The sequence below is a fragment of the Mycolicibacterium alvei genome (assembly GCF_010727325.1).
GTDB lineage: Bacteria > Actinomycetota > Actinomycetes > Mycobacteriales > Mycobacteriaceae > Mycobacterium > Mycobacterium alvei.
Genome location: NZ_AP022565.1, coordinates 85,208 through 100,974 on the forward strand (window position 1 = coordinate 85,208; position 15,767 = coordinate 100,974).

The window sequence follows — 15,767 nt, forward strand, 5'->3', positions numbered from 1 at the left end:
CATGGTTAGTGCCGATCCGGCGGCCCCCCGCACCTCCGATGCGCGTCTGGAGCTGATGCGGCGCAGGCTTGCCGAGCGGGGCCTCACGTCAGCATCAGGGGAACCCGGGCACGCTGCGGTAGGCGGCGAAAGCTCACCGGTCGATCCGACCGTGCTGTCCGACGGGCAGCGGCGCATGTGGTTCGTGCAGGGCCTCGACCCGAGCGGGGTACTGCTCAACATCTGCCTGTCCTACCGGGTGGGTGGGGTCATCGATGCCGAGCGACTGCATGACGCACTCAATACGGTGGCGCAACGACATCCGATCCTGCGCACGACCTACCACGCCGACGAGAGCGGCGAGCCGACGGCGAAGGTCCACGACGACCTCGTCCCCGGATGGTCTGTCCACGATCTGTCGGACAAATCTGAGCGGGCGCGAAAACTACGCGTCGAGGTGCTGGCCCAGCGGGAGTTCGGCACGGCCTTCGACCTGGCCGGCGACTCGCCGCTGCGGATCACCCTGATCAAGACCGGGCCGACCGAGCACATGATGTTGCTCGTCGCGCACCACATCGCCTGGGATGACGGTTCCTGGCGGGTGTTCTTCACCGACCTGACCCGGGCCTATTCCGGGGCGCAGCTTCCCGCCGGTCCGCGTGCGACGGTCGCCGATGTTCCCGACCGCGACGAGGATCTGGCGTACTGGCGTGAGGTACTGGCGAACCTGCCGGAGCCGCTGGAGTTGCCCGGTCCGGCGGGGTCGGTGGTCCCCAACGGTTTTCGGTCTCAGCGCAGCACCGTGCGGTTGCCGGCCGAGACCGTCCGGCAGGTGTCGGCACTGGCCCGCGAGACCGGCGCCACGCCGTACATGGTGCTGCTGGCAGCGTTCGGCGCGCTCGTCCACCGCTACACGCACGCCGACGATTTCCTGGTCGCCACCCCGGTGCTGAATCGCGACTCCGACGAAACCATCGGCTATCACGGCAACACGGTCGCGATGCGGCTGCGGCCCCAGGGCACACTGGGGTTCCGCGATCTGGTCGCGGCCACCCGGGACACCGCCATCGGTGCCTTCGCGCATCAACGCGTCAACCTCGATCGGGTGGTGGCCGAACTCAACCCGGACCGGCGCCACGGCGCCGAGCGGATGACGCGGGTGAGCTTCGGGTTCCGCGAGTCCGACGGCGGCGGGTTCCGTCCGGACGGTGTGACGTGTGAACGAGCCGACCTGCGCGGCCAGCACACCCAGCTCCCATTGGGTTTCATGGTCGAGCTGGACGCCGCGGGTGCGGTGGTGGAGGCCGAACATCTCACCGAGGTGATGGACGCCGAACTGGCCGCGCAGATGCTGCGGCACTTCGTCGTACTGCTGGACAGTGCGCTCGCCGAGCCGGACCGACCGCTGTCGCGGCTGGAGCTGTTCACCGCCGAGGACGCCGAGTGGATGCGCGCCGTATCGACCGGTGAGCAGTTCGATACGCCGGGAACCACCCTGGCCGAGCTGGTCACCGAGCAGGCTGCCCGCACTCCCGATGCCATCGCGGTGGTTTACCAGGGGCGCCATTACAGCTACCGCGAGATCAACGAGTCGGCGAACCGGTTGGCGCACTGGCTGATCGGGCAGGGTATCGGCACCGAGGACCGCGTCGCCGTACTGCTGGAGAAATCGCCCGAACTGGTCATCACCGCCCTGGGCATCGTCAAGGCCGGCGCCGTGTACCTACCCGTCGACCCGACCTATCCGGAAGATCGACTCACCTACATTCTCTCGGACTCCGACCCCAAAACCATTCTGCGCGAACCGGTCGACGGTTTGGCCGACTATCCGGCCACCGACCCCACCGATGCCGAGCGGATCCGGCCGCTCCGCCCGGACAACACCGCGTATCTGATCTACACGTCGGGGTCCACCGGCCTGCCGAAAGGTGTGCCGGTACCGCACCGGCCAATCGCGGAGTACTTCGTCTGGTTCGGTGGCGATTATCAGGTCACCGAGGCCGAACGTCTGCTTCAGGTGGCCTCGCAGAGCTTCGACGTGTCGATCGGCGAGATCTTCGGCATGCTGGCCGCCGGTGCACGCCTGGTGATCCCGAAGCCGGGCGGGTTGGGTGACATCGGATATCTCACCGATCTGCTGCGCGATGAGGGCATCACCTCGATGCACTTCGTCCCGTCGTTGCTGGGTCTGTTCCTGTCCCTGCCGGGCGTCAACGAGTGGCGCACCCTGCAGCGGGTGCCGATCGGTGGTGAGGCGCTGCCCGGGGAGATCGCCGACAAGTTCCTCGCCACGTTCGACTCTCTCCTGCACAACTTTTACGGGCCCACCGAGACGGTGCTCAACTGCACCCGCTACAAGGTCCAAGGCAAGCAGGGCGCCCGGATCGTTCCGATCGGCACGCCGAAGATCAACACCACGATCCATCTGCTCGATGACGCACTGCAGCCGGTTCCGGTTGGTGTGATCGGTGAGATCTACATCGGCGGAACACATGTCGCGCACGGCTATCACGACCGCCCGCGACTCACCGCCGAACGGTTCGTCGCCGATCCGTTCAATCCCGGTGCACGGATGTACCGGTCGGGCGACCTGGCCCGGCGTAACGCCGACGGTGACATCGAATTCGTCGGCCGCGCCGACGAGCAGGTCAAGGTCCGTGGCTTCCGCATCGAACTGGGGGAGGTCTCCGCAGCCATCTCCGTCGACCCGTCGGTGGGACAGGCCGTGGTGGTGGTCAGCGACCTGCCGTCGCTGGGCAAGAGCCTGGTCGCCTACATCACGCCGGCCGCCGATAGCGCGCGTGTCGAGACCGAACGGATCCGGGCCAGGGTGACGGCTGCGCTGCCCGAATACATGATCCCGGCCGCGTTCGTCGAGCTGGCGGAGATCCCGATCACGGCCCACGGCAAGATCGACCGACGAGCACTGCCCGAGCCGGAGATCCAGTCGGCCAACGAATTCCGTGCCCCGGATACCGACACCGAGCATGAGATCGTCGAGTTGTTCGCCGAATTGCTCGAGCGGGACCGCATCGGGGCCGACGATTCGTTCTTCGACCTCGGCGGTCACTCGCTACTGGCCACCAAACTGGTTGCCGCGGTTCGGGCCCACTGCGGTGTCGAACTCGGTGTGGCCGATGTCTTCGAGAATGCCACGGTGGCGGGGCTGGCCGCCAAGGTCGACGAACTGCGCGATTCGGGCCTCGGCGCCGGCCTGCCCGCCATCGTGGCCACCGCCCACGAAGGCCCGTCGCAGATATCGGCGGCGCAGCACCGGCAGTGGTTCCAGTTCCGCATCGACGGACCCAACCCGGTCAACAACGTGCCGTTCGCGGCACGGCTGACCGGGCCCTGCGATGTCGAGGCACTGGCCACCGCGGTCAGCGATGTGGTGGCCCGCCACGAGATCCTGCGCACCACTTACCGCGAAATCGACGGTGTGCCACACCAGGTCATCCACCCCGCGGGTCCGGTGACGGTCCGCCGTGCCGACGGCTCCGGCGAAGACTGGGTGCAGGGCGAACTCGATGACGAGCGGCGCTACTGCTTCGACCTGGAGAACGAGTGGCCGATCCGGGCCGCGGTGCTGTCCACTCCAGGCGCGCACGTGCTGTCGTTGATGGTGCACCACATCGCCGCCGACCACTGGTCGGGCACAGTGCTGTTCACCGATCTGCTGACCGCCTACCACGCCCGCCGGGCCGGACAGGCGCCGGACCGGGCGCCGCTGCCCGTGCAGTATGCCGACTTCGCGGACTGGCAGGCCGAGGTGCTCTCGGGCGATGGCGAGCGCGTCGAGGAGCAACGCGCCTACTGGACACAGCAATTGGCGGGGCTGTCGGGGGAGTCGGACGTCGAGAACGGCCTGCAGCCGGACTTCCCGAGGCCGCCGGTACCGACGGGCGAGGGCAAGGCACTCGACTTCACCATCGACGCGGCATTGCGGGGCAAGCTCGTCGAGCTCAGCCGTGAGCTCGGGGTCACCGAGTTCATGGTGTTGCAGGCAGCCGTCGCGATCGCTCTGCACAAGGCCGGCCAGGGTACCGACATCGCGCTGGGTACCCCGGTGGCCGGGCGCACCGCGCCCGAACTCGACTCGCTGATCGGGTTTTTCATCAACATCGTGGTGCTGCGCAACGACCTGTCCGGTAATCCGACTCTGCGTGAGGTGCTGCGCCGCTCGCGCGACATGGCGCTGGCCGCCTACAAGCACCAGGACCTGCCGTTCGACCGGGTCGTCGATGCGGTCAGCCCGGTGCGTTCGCTGGCGCGCAACCCACTGTTCGGTGTGGTGGTGCACGTGCGTGAGGACATACCTGCCGAGCAGGTCATCGATACCGGTGCCGACGGTGAAACACGCTTCACCGCACTGGAACCCACCTTCGACGTGGCTCACGCCGACCTGTCGCTCAACTTCTTCGCCGAAGCCGGCGCAGGCTATCGGGGCACCCTCATCTACCGCACCGAGCTCTATGAGGCGGCCACCGCGCAACGCCTCGTCGGCTGGCTGGGACGCATCGTCGCGGCATTCGCCACCGACGCCGAGCAGACCGTGCGTGACATCGCGGTGGTCGATGCAGGCGAGCAGGACCTGCTGGTCGGGGACTGGAGTCGCAAGGCGGTTCCACCGGCCGGACTGCCGCAGACCGAGGGCGCCACCCGCGTCTACGTGCTCGACGAATGGCGGCAGCCGGTGGGTATCGGTGTCGTGGGCGACGCCTACTACGCAGGTGGTGCGGTGGACGAGGCCGCTGCTGCGGCCACCGGGGTCGGCGCAGATCGCTTCGTGCCCAGTCCGTTCGGGGACGGGCAGCTGTACCGCACCGGGGACCGGGCCCGCTGGACCACCGACGGCCGGCTCGAGCCGATCACCAGCGGTGAGCCGCGTCTGCAAGGGCTGCTGGAAGCACTTGACGGGGTCGCCGCCGCCGCGACCCGGCACTGGGAGGCCCGCGGAACCACGACGCTCGCCGGCTACCTGGTGCCGGAGCCAGGCATCGTCGACACCGAATCCGTTCTGGAGACAGCGCGGGTCGCGCTACCCGATGAGTTTTCCGGGGCCGTGCTGAGGCTGGTCGACAGCATCGAACCCACCACCCTGACCCGTCCGCGCGTCACCACGACGGCACCGGCCGAGCCGCCGGCCACCCCGACCGAGGAGACCCTGGCGGCGATGCTGGTGGCTCTGCTCGGCGTCACCGACGTGGGACGGTATGACGACTTCTTCACACTCGGCGGCGACAGCATCCTGGCGGTGCAACTCGCGGCACGGGCCAGGGATACCGGCGTAGCGATGACGGCCCGCATGGTGTTCGAGCATCCCGGGCTGGCCGATCTGGCTGCCGCGATAGACCGCGCGGGCACTGTGGCCGCCGACGTCCGCCATGAGCCGATGTCCGCATCGGGCCTGTCACCCGACGAGCTGGCCGCGTTGACCGCGGGATGGGGCCAAGATCAAGGGATCTCGACGTGACGACCACCGGAACGCCACCCGGCGTCGAGGACGTATTGGCGCTGAGCCCGCTGCAACAGGGCTTGTACTCGCTGGCCGGCCTGACCGAGGGCGACGACGGGCCCGACCCCTATGTCATCGCGATGGCCGCCGACATCGACGGAGCACTGGACACCGAGCTGCTGCGGGCCTGTGCCGAGGCGATGCTGGTGCGCCATCCCAACCTGCGGGCCAGCTTCTTCCAGGGAAATCTGAGCCGCCCGGTGGCGGTGGTCCCGTCGGCCGTCGAATTGCCGTGGCGGCAGGTGCAGGCCGATGACGGGCAGGCCGTCACCCTCGAAGCCGAGGAACGCGCCCGGCGCTTCGACCTCGGACACGGTCCGCTGATCCGGTTTCTGCTCATCGAAAAGCCCGGGCAGCGTTGGCGTCTGGTGATCGTTGCCCATCACATCGCAATCGACGGTTGGTCGCTGCCCGTCTTCGTCGGTGAGCTGATTGCGCTCTACGGGGCCGAGGGCGACGTGGCCGCGCTGTCCTCGACGGTGCGCCCGTACCGCGACTACATCGGCTGGCTGGCCGGACGCGATCAGGCGGTCGGCCGGGCGCGGTGGCAGGCCCATCTGTACGGCCTGGATGCCCCCACGTTGTTGTCGCCGGTGCTGTCCGGACGGGCGGTCGAGCCGGGTCTGCCCGCACGCACCGAGGTGACCCTCGACGAGCAGCAGTCCGCCGAAATCTTCGAGGCTGCCCGGCGCCGGGGCGTCACCGTCAACACCCTGTTCCAGATGGCCTGGGCGACAATTCTTTCGGCCTTCACCGACCGCACCGACGTGGTGTACGGCGTCACGGTGTCGGGCCGCCCTGACGAGCTGGCCGGTGTCGAGTCGATGGTGGGTCTGTTCATCAACACCGTGCCGCTGCGAGTCAGGGTCGATCCCGTGCTGCCGGTGGGGAGTCAGTGCCTGGCTCTGCAGCGCGAGGCCGCCGAGCTGCGCGAGCACAGCTACCTCAGCCACACCGAGTTGCGTTCGCTCGGTGGGATCGGGGAGTTGTACGACACGCTGCTGGTCTACGAGAACTTCCCACCCGGTGGGCTGGTCGGCAGCGACGAGTTCGCTCTTGGTCGGGCGGTGTTGCGGCCCGCGGCGTTGGAGAGCCTGTCGCACTTCCCGGTTACCATCGCCGCGCATCCCACCCACGGCCGGCTCACGGTGCTGGTCGAAACCCTCGACGGGGCGCTGGGACAGCTCGATCCGCGCGCTCTGGGACTGCGGGTGCTGACCGTCGTGCAACGGCTGTTGGAAAGCTGGGAGCGTCCGCTGCGCGACGTCGCGGTCACCCTCGCTGCTGAGCCGCAACCCGTCGGTGCACCGCAGATTACTCAGCAGGACAGTGCTTTCCACCATGGTTTCCACACCGCCTTCAGTGAGATCGCCGCCGAGCGGCTCGGTTCGGTGGCATTGAGCTGGGACGGGGGAGAACTCAGCTATCGCGGACTCGACGATGCTGCGGGTCGCCTGGCCGTCGAGCTGATCCGGCGCGGCGTAGGCGACGAGACTCCGGTGCCGATCCGGCTGCGGCGTGGACCCGACTACGTGGTGGCGATGCTCGCAGTGCTCAAGGCGGGCGCGATGATTGTGCCGCTCGACCCGGCCGTGCCCGAGGAGCGGGTGGCCGAGATCGTCCGCCAGATCGGAGCGGGCGGCCCGGCACCGGTCGTCGTCGACGAGGCGCTGCTGGCCTCCGCCGGTACCGAGTCGGATACGGAATACCCGTCGGTGCCGGTGTACCCCGGCCAGGGCGCCTACGTCGTGTTCACCTCCGGGACCACCGGAAAACCCAAGGGCGTCATCGGAACCCATCAGGCGCTGCTGGCCTACGCGGCGGATCATGCCCGCCAGGTGCTGCAGCCGGCGGCCAAGCGCCTGGGCCGTCCGTTGCGGGTGGCCCACGCGTGGTCCTTTACCTTCGATGCGGCCTGGCAGCCGTTGGCGGCCCTGCTCGACGGGCATACCGTGCACATCGTGTCCGACGAGGTGCAGCGCGACGCCGAGGCGCTGGTGGAGACCATCGCGCACTTCGCGATCGACATGATCGACACCACGCCGTCGATGTTCGCCTCATTGCGGGCCGCGGGCCTGCTCACCCGGGTGCCGCTGGCGGTCCTGGCGCTCGGCGGTGAGGCGATCGACACCGCCACCTGGCGCGGGATCCAGGCCGAGTGCGAGCGAATGTGGATGTCGGCGCACAACTGTTACGGCCCGACCGAGACCACAGTGGAAGCCGTCGTCGCGACGATCACCGAGTTCGCGCAGCCGTGCATCGGGCGTCCCACGGCGTCGACTGCGGCCTATGTGCTCGACAGCTGGCTGCGCCCGGTGCCTGACGGTGTGTGCGGTGAATTATATTTGGCCGGTGGTCAATTGACCCGTGGCTATCTCGGCCGGCCCGGGGAGACGGCCGGACGGTTCGTCGCCGATCCGTTTACCCCGGGCGCCCGCATGTACCGCACCGGTGACGTGGTGCGTCGGAATCCGGACTCGAATGCTCTCGAGTTTCTTGGCCGCAGCGACGATCAGGTCAAGATCCGTGGCTTCCGGGTGGAGCCCGGAGAAGTGGCCGCGACACTGCACTCCCATCCCGGGGTGCGGCACGCCCATGTGGCGGTAAGGCAGCACCGCAGCGGACCGCGCCTGATCGCGTATGTGGTGACCGAGGCTCCGGTCACCGAGTTGCGGGGGATGCTGACCGACACGCTGCCAAGGCATCTGGTGCCCCACCACATCGTGGCGGTCGACGAGATCCCGCTGACCACCAACGGCAAGGTCGACGACGCCGCACTGGCGGCGCTGGGTACCGGCGCACGCTCCGAGGGGGCCGAGCATCCCGGCACCGAGACAGAGCGGTTGCTGGCCCAGGTGCTGGCCGAGGTACTGGGGACCCCCGGCGGCGTGGGTGTGGATGTCACCGCGGATTTCCTCGATCTCGGGCTGGACAGCATCGTGGCCCTGTCGGTGGTGCAGGCGGTGCGGCGCCGTGGTGTGGCGTTGCGCGCCAGGCTGATGTTGGACTGCGCGACCGTTCGTGAGCTTGCGGCCGCGATCGATGCCGATGCCGCCGCCGCCGTGAATGCTCACCACGCGGCCGACGACACCGCACCCGAGACCAGCCCGATCCCGTTGCTGCCCAACGGACGCTGGCTCTACCAGTACGGCGATCCGCGCCGGCTCGCGCAGACGGAGGTGTTCCGGCTGCCCGCCGGGATCACCCGAGCGCAGTTGGAAGGCCTGCTGCGCAACGTGATCGACGGGCACGAGATGCTGCGCACCCGATTGGACCGCGAGACCCTGACCCTGGCCCCCCATGCGCCGGCTGATGTCCTCTGGGAGGCGAACCGGTCGGGTGACCTCGACGCCGCGGTGGCCGAGCAGGCCGACTTCTCTGTGCAACGCCTGGATCCGCAGAACGGGTCGATGCTCGACGCGGTGTGGCTGCACCACCCGCAGACGGACGGCGGCCTGTTGATCCTCACCGCGCACGTGCTGGCGCTGGATCCGGCATCGTGGCGGATTCTGGTCGGTGAGCTGGAAAATACCTGGCATGCACTGGCATCCGGGCGGACACCGCTGCCGGTGCGGGAGCACACCTCGCTGCGGCAGTGGTCACGGATGCTGTCGGGGCGGGCGGCCACACTCGACACCTGCGGCTTCTGGGAACGGCAGTTCGATGGTGACGATCCGGAAATCGGTGCTCGCCGGGTCGATCCGTCCGCTGACCGGATGGCCGATGTGACGATCACCATGGCTTTCACCGATCCCGATGTGACGGCCCGATTGCTCAACGGCGCGGTACCGGTGACCGAGGTGCTGGCCGCGGCGACGGGTCGTGCGCTGAGCAATTGGCGTCGCCATCGCGGCCAGTCGATATCGGCGCCGCTGTTGGCGTTGGAAACCCACGGCCGCTCGGATGCGGTGGTGTCCGATGACGACGAGGTCGATACCGGCGACACCGTCGGGTTGCTCAGCATGATCTACCCGTTGCGGCTGACCGCCGACGACGCCCGTGGTGTTGCCGCGCAGGTGGCCGCGATCCCTGGCGACGCGATCGACTACGGGCTGCTGCGGTACCTGCGCGAGGACACCGCCGAACGGCTCGGCGCCCACCGGGATCCGCAGGTGCTGCTCAACTATCTGGGCCGGATCGAACTGGATGCGGCCGATCACGCCCTGCTGCAGGACCGCTCGTTGCAGGCCGGGGTGACCCCGATTCCGGAACCGAATGTCGCTGTGCGCCATGAACTGACGATCATGGCCGCGGTGATCGACCGCGGCGGGTCGGCCGTGCTCGGTACTCAATGGCGGACCCTGCCCGACATTCTTTCCGCCGAGGACGTCGCCACCCTGCAGGCGATGTGGGCGGAGGCGCTGCAAGAGGTTTTGCGAGAGGTGATCACATGAGTGCCCCATCGGCTCCCACCCTGGCCGTCATCGGTGCCGGGCCCAAAGCCATCGCAGTGGCGGCCAAGGCTGCCGAGTTGCGGGCGATGGGTGTGCCCGCCCCCGAAGTCGTCGTCGTCGAACGTGCCGGGGTGGCCGCCAACTGGCAGGCCGTAGGCGGTTGGACCGACGGCAACCATCGCCTCGGTACCGGCCCCGAGAAGGACGTCGGCTTTCCCTACCGGTCGTCGCTGGTGTCGCGGCGCAACGCCGAACTCGACGAGCGGATGACCCGGCACAGCTGGCAGGCCTACCTGATCGCCACCGGCGGTTTCGCCGAATGGGTGGACCGGGGCCGGCCCGCACCGACCCACAAGCGCTGGAGCCAGTATCTGGGCTGGGTGGCCGATGACATCGGGATGAAGGTGGTTTCCGGTGAGGTGGAACGGATTTCGACGGACACCCATCGGTGGCTACTGCACACCGCGGAGGACACCGTCTGTGCCGACGGACTGATGATCACCGGACCCGGTCAGGCCGAACGTTCGGTGCTACCCGGAAACCCCCGGGTGATGTCGATCGCCCAGTTCTGGCATCAGGCCGGTAAGCACGAGCTGATCACCGCCGAACGGGTAGCGGTGATCGGCGGGGGTGAGACTGCCGCGTCGATGCTCAACGAGCTTTTCCGCCATCGGGTTTCGACCATCACGGTGATCTCGCCGACCGTCACTCTGTTCACCCGCGGCGAGGGGTTCTTCGAGAACACCCTGTTCTCCGACCCGACCGGATGGACCGGGCTGACCCTGGCCGAACGCCGGGATGCGTTGGCCCGCACTGACCGTGGGGTGTTCTCGGCGCGGGTGCAGGACGCGCTGCTGGCCGACGACCGGATCCGTCACCTTCGTGGCCGGGTCGCGCACGCAGTGGCCAAAGATGAACGGATCCGGTTGACGTTGTCGACCAGTCCCAGGAGCGAAGCGTCGGGGGAACCTTCAGAGACGGTGCACGGTTTCGACCTGGTGATCGACGGGTCCGGGGCCGATGCCCTGTGGTTCGCCCCGTTGTTCAGCCAGGACGCCTTGGACCTGCTCGAGCTGGGTCTGGGTGGTCCGCTGACGGGGGACACCCTGCAGGAGCACATCGGCCACGACCTGGCCCTGACCGACGTGTTCCCGAAGTTGTTCCTGCCTGGTCTGGCCGGGCTCACCCAGGGTCCGGGCTTCCCGAACCTGAGTTGCCTCGGCCTGTTGTCCGACCGGGTGCTGGGTGCCGACCTGGCCCACCCTTCGATGAGGAGACTCGATGAGTTCCAATCCGTTCGATGACGAGAACGGCACGTTCTATGTCCTGGCGAACGATGAGGACCAGCACAGCCTGTGGCCGGCGTTCGCCGAGGTTCCGTCGGGCTGGCGGGTGGCCTTCGGCGGGAGCAGTCGGGACGAGTGCCTGAGCTACGTCGAGCAGACCTGGACCGATATTCGGCCCAGGAGCCTGCGTGAGGCGACGAGAAACTGAGTCAGGTCGGACTCGGCGTCAGCGCGTCCATGTCGAATACCCTGGCATGCAGGATGGTGCGGTTCCGCAGCGCCGCGCGCACCGCACGGTGTAGGCCGTCTTCCAGGTAGATGTCGCCGTGCCACTTGACCGCGTGCGGGAACAGGTCGCCGTAGAACGTCGAGTCCTCGGACAGCAACCGGTCCAGCGCGAGCACCGTGGTCGTGGTGACCAGTTCGTCGAGACGCAGCTGACGTGGCGGGATGCGGGACCAGTCCCGATAGGACAAGCCGTGCTCCGGGTAGGGCTTGCCCTCCTGGACACCTTTGAAGATCATCGCCGGCCCGCCTCCGTCGCAGTGGTGCGCGGTGTTGCCATCGGCATAGTTGCCTAGGTTAATACCCTGGTGGGGAATCGCCCGCGCCGGTGCCATCCGGAGTGAAGGCCTGGAGCGTTTCACCGCTGAATCGGTAAACCCGCTGCTGGTCAGTAAAATGAACCAAGCAAAACACTCAGACGCTGCTGCGAAGGGTAGGTGAACAGGTGGGGAGTGCCGACGAGCGTCGTTTCGAGGTGCTCCGCGCCATCGTCGCCGACTTCGTGGCCACCAAGGAGCCGATCGGTTCCAAGACCCTGGTGGACCGTCACAACCTCGGTGTGTCGAGCGCCACCGTCCGCAATGACATGGCGGTGCTGGAAGCCGAGGGCTACATCACCCAACCGCACACGAGCTCGGGCCGGGTGCCCACCGAGAAGGGCTACCGGGAGTTCGTCGACCGGATCGACAACGTCAAGCCGCTGTCCTCGTCGGAGCGCCGGGCGATTCTGTCCTTCCTGGAGTCCGGGGTTGACCTAGACGACGTGCTGCGGCGCGCGGTGCGGCTGTTGGCGCAGCTCACCCGGCAGGTCGCGATCGTGCAGTACCCGACGCTGTCCGCCTCGTCGGTCCGCCACCTTGAGGTGGTCGCGCTGACGCCGGCGCGGTTGCTGCTGGTGGTCATCACCGATTCGGGGCGGGTCGATCAGCGCATCGTGGAACTCGGCGACGCCATCGACGAGCATGAGCTGTCCAAACTGCGCGAGATGTTGGGGCAGGCCCTGGACGGCAAGCCACTGACTGCAGCGTCGATCGCGGTGAGTGATCTGGCCACGCACCTCAACGGCCACGGGGCGCTGGCCGATGCCGTCGGCCGATCGGCGACCGTCCTGGTCGAGACGCTCGTCGAGCACTCCGAAGAACGACTGCTGCTGGGCGGTACCGCCAACCTGACCCGCAACACCGCCGATTTCGGCGGATCGCTGCGCTCGGTGCTGGAGGCGCTCGAGGAACAGGTGGTGGTGCTGCGGCTGTTGGCGGCCCGGCAGGAAGCGGGCAAGGTAACCGTACGGATCGGTCACGAGACCGAGGCCGAGCAGATGCTGGGAACGTCGGTGGTGTCCACCACATACGGCAGCTCGGGCAAGGTGTACGGCGGAATGGGTGTGGTAGGTCCCACCCGAATGGACTACCCGGGAACGATCGCCAATGTTGCGGCGGTTGCTCTCTATATCGGCGAAGTCCTCGGTACTCGGTAATGCAGCCGGTCGATCCGGCATAGAAAGGTCAGGCACATCAGCGTGGCACGCGATTATTACGGCTTGCTCGGAGTGAGCAAAGGCGCGAGCGATTCAGAGATCAAACGCGCCTATCGGCGGTTGGCGCGTGAGTTGCATCCCGACGTCAACCCCGACGAGGAAGCCCAGAGCCGGTTCACCGAGATCCAGGTCGCCTATGAGGTGCTGTCGGATCCGGAGAAGCGCCGCATCGTGGACATGGGCGGCGACCCGATGGAATCGGTCGGTGGAGCGCCCGGTGGATTCAGCGGGTTCGGTGGTCTGGGCGACGTGTTCGAGGCGTTCTTCGGTGGCGGAACCTCTTCCCGCGGGCCGATCGGCCGGGTCCGGCCCGGCGCGGATTCACTCCTGCGCATGCGGTTGGACCTCTCCGAATGCGCCACCGGCGTCACCAAGCAGGTGGCCGTGGACACCGCGGTGCTGTGCGATCTGTGTCAGGGCAAAGGCACCAACGGAAATTCCACGCCGGTCGCCTGTGACACCTGCGACGGTCGTGGTGAGATCCAGACAGTGCAGCGCTCGCTACTCGGACAGGTGATGACGACCCGTCCGTGCCCGGTCTGCGGGGGAGTCGGCGAAGTCATCCCCGATCCGTGCAACCGGTGCGGTGGTGACGGCCGGGTGCGCGCCCGTCGTGAGATCAGCGTGAAGATCCCGGCCGGCGTGGGCGAAGGCATGCGGGTGCGGCTGGCGGCGCAGGGCGAGGTCGGACCGGGCGGCGGACCCGCAGGCGATCTGTACGTCGAGGTCCATGAGAAGCAGCACGAGTTCTTCGTCCGCGACGGTGACGATCTGCACTGCACGGTCTCGGTGCCGATGGTCGACGCTGCGCTGGGCACCGCGGTCACCGTCGACGCGATCATCGACGGACCCACCGAGCTGACCATCCCCGCGGGTACGCAACCCGGTGCGGTGACCACATTGCGCGGCCACGGCATGCCGCATCTGCGTTCCGGGGTGCGCGGTGATCTGCACGCCCACATCGACGTGGTGGTGCCGTCGCGGCTGGACAACACCGATATCGACCTGCTGCGCAAGCTGAAGGAGAACCGCGGCCGCGATGCGGCGGAGGTGCGTTCGACGCAGGCCTCGGCGAGTTCCGGCGGTTTGTTCAGCCGGTTGCGCGAGACGTTCTCCGGCCGCTGACGCTGCGGGTTACCCCATGAGCACAGCGCTTTTCTATGTCGACGCGCTGCCGGGCGCGGGCGAACTCGCCGTCGTCGACGGCGACGAGGGCTTTCATGCGTCCAATGTGCGCCGCATCCGAGCCGGCGAGCACATCGATCTGAGCGACGGTCGCGGGACGCTGGCCCACTGTGTCGTCGAGGACACCGCCAAGGGCCGGTTGTCGGCGCGGGTGACCGAGCGGATCGCCATCGCGGCCCCGCGTCCGACCGTCACCGTGGTTCAGGCGCTGCCCAAGTCGGATCGCTCAGAGCTGGCCGTCGAGCTGGCGACCGAAGCCGGTGCGGACAGGTTTGTCGCCTGGCAGGCGACCCGGTGCGTGGCCCGCTGGGAGGGCCCGAAGGTGGACAAGGGCTTGCGGCGTTGGGAAGCGGTGGTTCGCTCGGCGGCCCGGCAGTCCCGCCGTCCCTACATTCCGGGCGTCGAGGGCGTGGTCTCCTCGGCGGCGCTGACCCGGCAGGTGACCGACGCCGTGGCCGCCGGGGCAGTGGTGCTGGCACTGCACGAATCGGCTACTGAGCCACTGGCCGAACTGCCTCTGGCCCAAGCGGATTCACTGACGCTCATCGTCGGGCCCGAAGGCGGGATCGCCGATGAGGAGATCGCCGCCCTGATCGGGGCCGGCGCGAAGGCGGTCCGACTGGCCCCGACGGTGCTGCGCACGTCGACGGCCGCGGCCGTCGCACTGGGGGCGATCGGTGTGCTGACGGACCGCTGGGCGATTTAGCGCCCACGGCCTGCCCCGCTTCGCATTACGCTCCAATCGTGAGTTTGCCGCCCCAGGGCCCGTCGCCCCAAGGTTCGTCGCCCTACGGGCAGCAGCCCCCGCACTGGCCGCCACCGCCACCGCAACCGCACCAGTGGCCCGGGGCGCCGGGTGCTCCAGGCCCATACGGGCAGCCCTCATACGGTCAGCCTCCGAACTGGTCTCCGGCCGGACCGCCACTTCAGCCGAGGAAATCAGGACTCGGCAAGGTGATCGTCGGCGTCGTGGTTGTCCTGAGCGTCTCGGTGCTCGCCTTGGTTGGCTACGGACTCTTCAAGGTGTCCGGTGAGGGGCAGGACCGGACGGCATACTCGGCGTCCAGCTTTTCCGATATCTGCGAGAACAACTGGATCAGCACCGCCCCGGAATACGGCAAGCCCTACAACATCGCGGCTTTCTACAAGGGCCTCGGAATCATGGACGAAACGTGGTTGCCGGTTCCCTCCGACAAATGGGCCATGGCAGACGAGTTCTCCGAGATCAATGTCGTCGCCTGCCTGGAGCGAAAGCAGGGCAGTGAGGTGAAATCCACTTCGTGTGTCTATGACGACGACGGGAACCAGATCACCGTCGATTACTACTCCGCCGAATACGGGATCGAACTCCGTGAAGCGAAGACCGGCAAAGTCATCCAGGACCTGGGCACCGTGTCAGGTACTGCTGATTCCTGTCCGTTCATCGCCTCCTACGATCGCCGGTCCAAGAAGATGTATGCCGCTCCGGACGGTGATGCGGTGCAGGCCAAGTTGGGCGCGTTCGCAGGCTAGTTCCCCACCCCCGCCAGGCTGACCTGTGTGTTTGTCCAGTCAGCGAACCCGGCCCAGCAACCGTGCCGCACCGA

General features: G+C 67.8%; 9 protein-coding genes. 8 read left to right on the forward strand and 1 reads right to left on the reverse strand.

Annotated elements, in window-relative coordinates:
* Position 1: 1 nt before the first annotated feature.
* The 4 genes from G6N44_RS00365 to G6N44_RS00380 are packed head-to-tail and all read left to right on the forward strand — an operon-like array spanning position 2 to position 11,382.
* Positions 2-5,452, forward strand: a complete 5,451-nt coding sequence (locus tag G6N44_RS00365; protein WP_235683144.1) for a non-ribosomal peptide synthetase — start codon at positions 2-4, stop codon at positions 5,450-5,452.
* Positions 5,449-9,888, forward strand: a complete 4,440-nt coding sequence (locus G6N44_RS00370) for a non-ribosomal peptide synthetase (RefSeq protein ID WP_163660146.1) — start codon at positions 5,449-5,451, stop codon at positions 9,886-9,888. The genes G6N44_RS00365 and G6N44_RS00370 overlap by 4 nt, the downstream gene beginning before the upstream one ends.
* A complete protein-coding gene (gene mbtG, locus G6N44_RS00375; protein ID WP_163660148.1) occupies positions 9,885-11,192 on the forward strand; it encodes an NADPH-dependent L-lysine N(6)-monooxygenase MbtG in 1,308 nt (435 codons plus the stop codon). Before G6N44_RS00370 ends, mbtG begins: the two co-directional genes overlap by 4 nt.
* A complete protein-coding gene (locus G6N44_RS00380; protein WP_163660150.1) occupies positions 11,170-11,382 on the forward strand; it encodes an MbtH family protein in 213 nt (70 codons plus the stop codon). The genes mbtG and G6N44_RS00380 overlap by 23 nt, the downstream gene beginning before the upstream one ends.
* Before the next feature lies 1 nt (position 11,383).
* On the opposite strand, the gene G6N44_RS00385 is transcribed toward G6N44_RS00380, so the two are convergent.
* Positions 11,384-11,698: a type II toxin-antitoxin system VapB family antitoxin gene (locus G6N44_RS00385; protein ID WP_163660152.1), complete on the reverse strand. Its 315-nt coding sequence runs from the start codon at positions 11,696-11,698 to the stop codon at positions 11,384-11,386.
* A 206-nt stretch (positions 11,699-11,904) separates the two neighbouring features.
* On the opposite strand from G6N44_RS00385, the gene hrcA reads away from it, so the two are divergent.
* Genes hrcA through G6N44_RS00405 form a run of 4 tightly spaced genes read left to right on the forward strand, consistent with a single transcriptional unit; the run spans position 11,905 to position 15,693 of the window.
* Complete coding sequence (gene hrcA, locus G6N44_RS00390; RefSeq protein WP_163660155.1) at positions 11,905-12,936, forward strand: heat-inducible transcriptional repressor HrcA; 1,032 nt, start codon at positions 11,905-11,907, stop codon at positions 12,934-12,936.
* Between the two features lie 42 nt (positions 12,937-12,978).
* On the forward strand, positions 12,979-14,121 hold the full coding sequence (gene dnaJ / locus G6N44_RS00395) for a molecular chaperone DnaJ (RefSeq protein WP_163660157.1): 1,143 nt from the start codon (positions 12,979-12,981) through the stop codon (positions 14,119-14,121).
* Positions 14,122-14,137: 16 nt separating this feature from the next.
* On the forward strand, positions 14,138-14,887 hold the full coding sequence (locus tag G6N44_RS00400; protein WP_163660158.1) for a 16S rRNA (uracil(1498)-N(3))-methyltransferase: 750 nt from the start codon (positions 14,138-14,140) through the stop codon (positions 14,885-14,887).
* Between the two features lie 38 nt (positions 14,888-14,925).
* On the forward strand, positions 14,926-15,693 hold the full coding sequence (locus tag G6N44_RS00405; RefSeq protein WP_163660161.1) for a hypothetical protein: 768 nt from the start codon (positions 14,926-14,928) through the stop codon (positions 15,691-15,693).
* Positions 15,694-15,767: the final 74 nt, after the last annotated feature.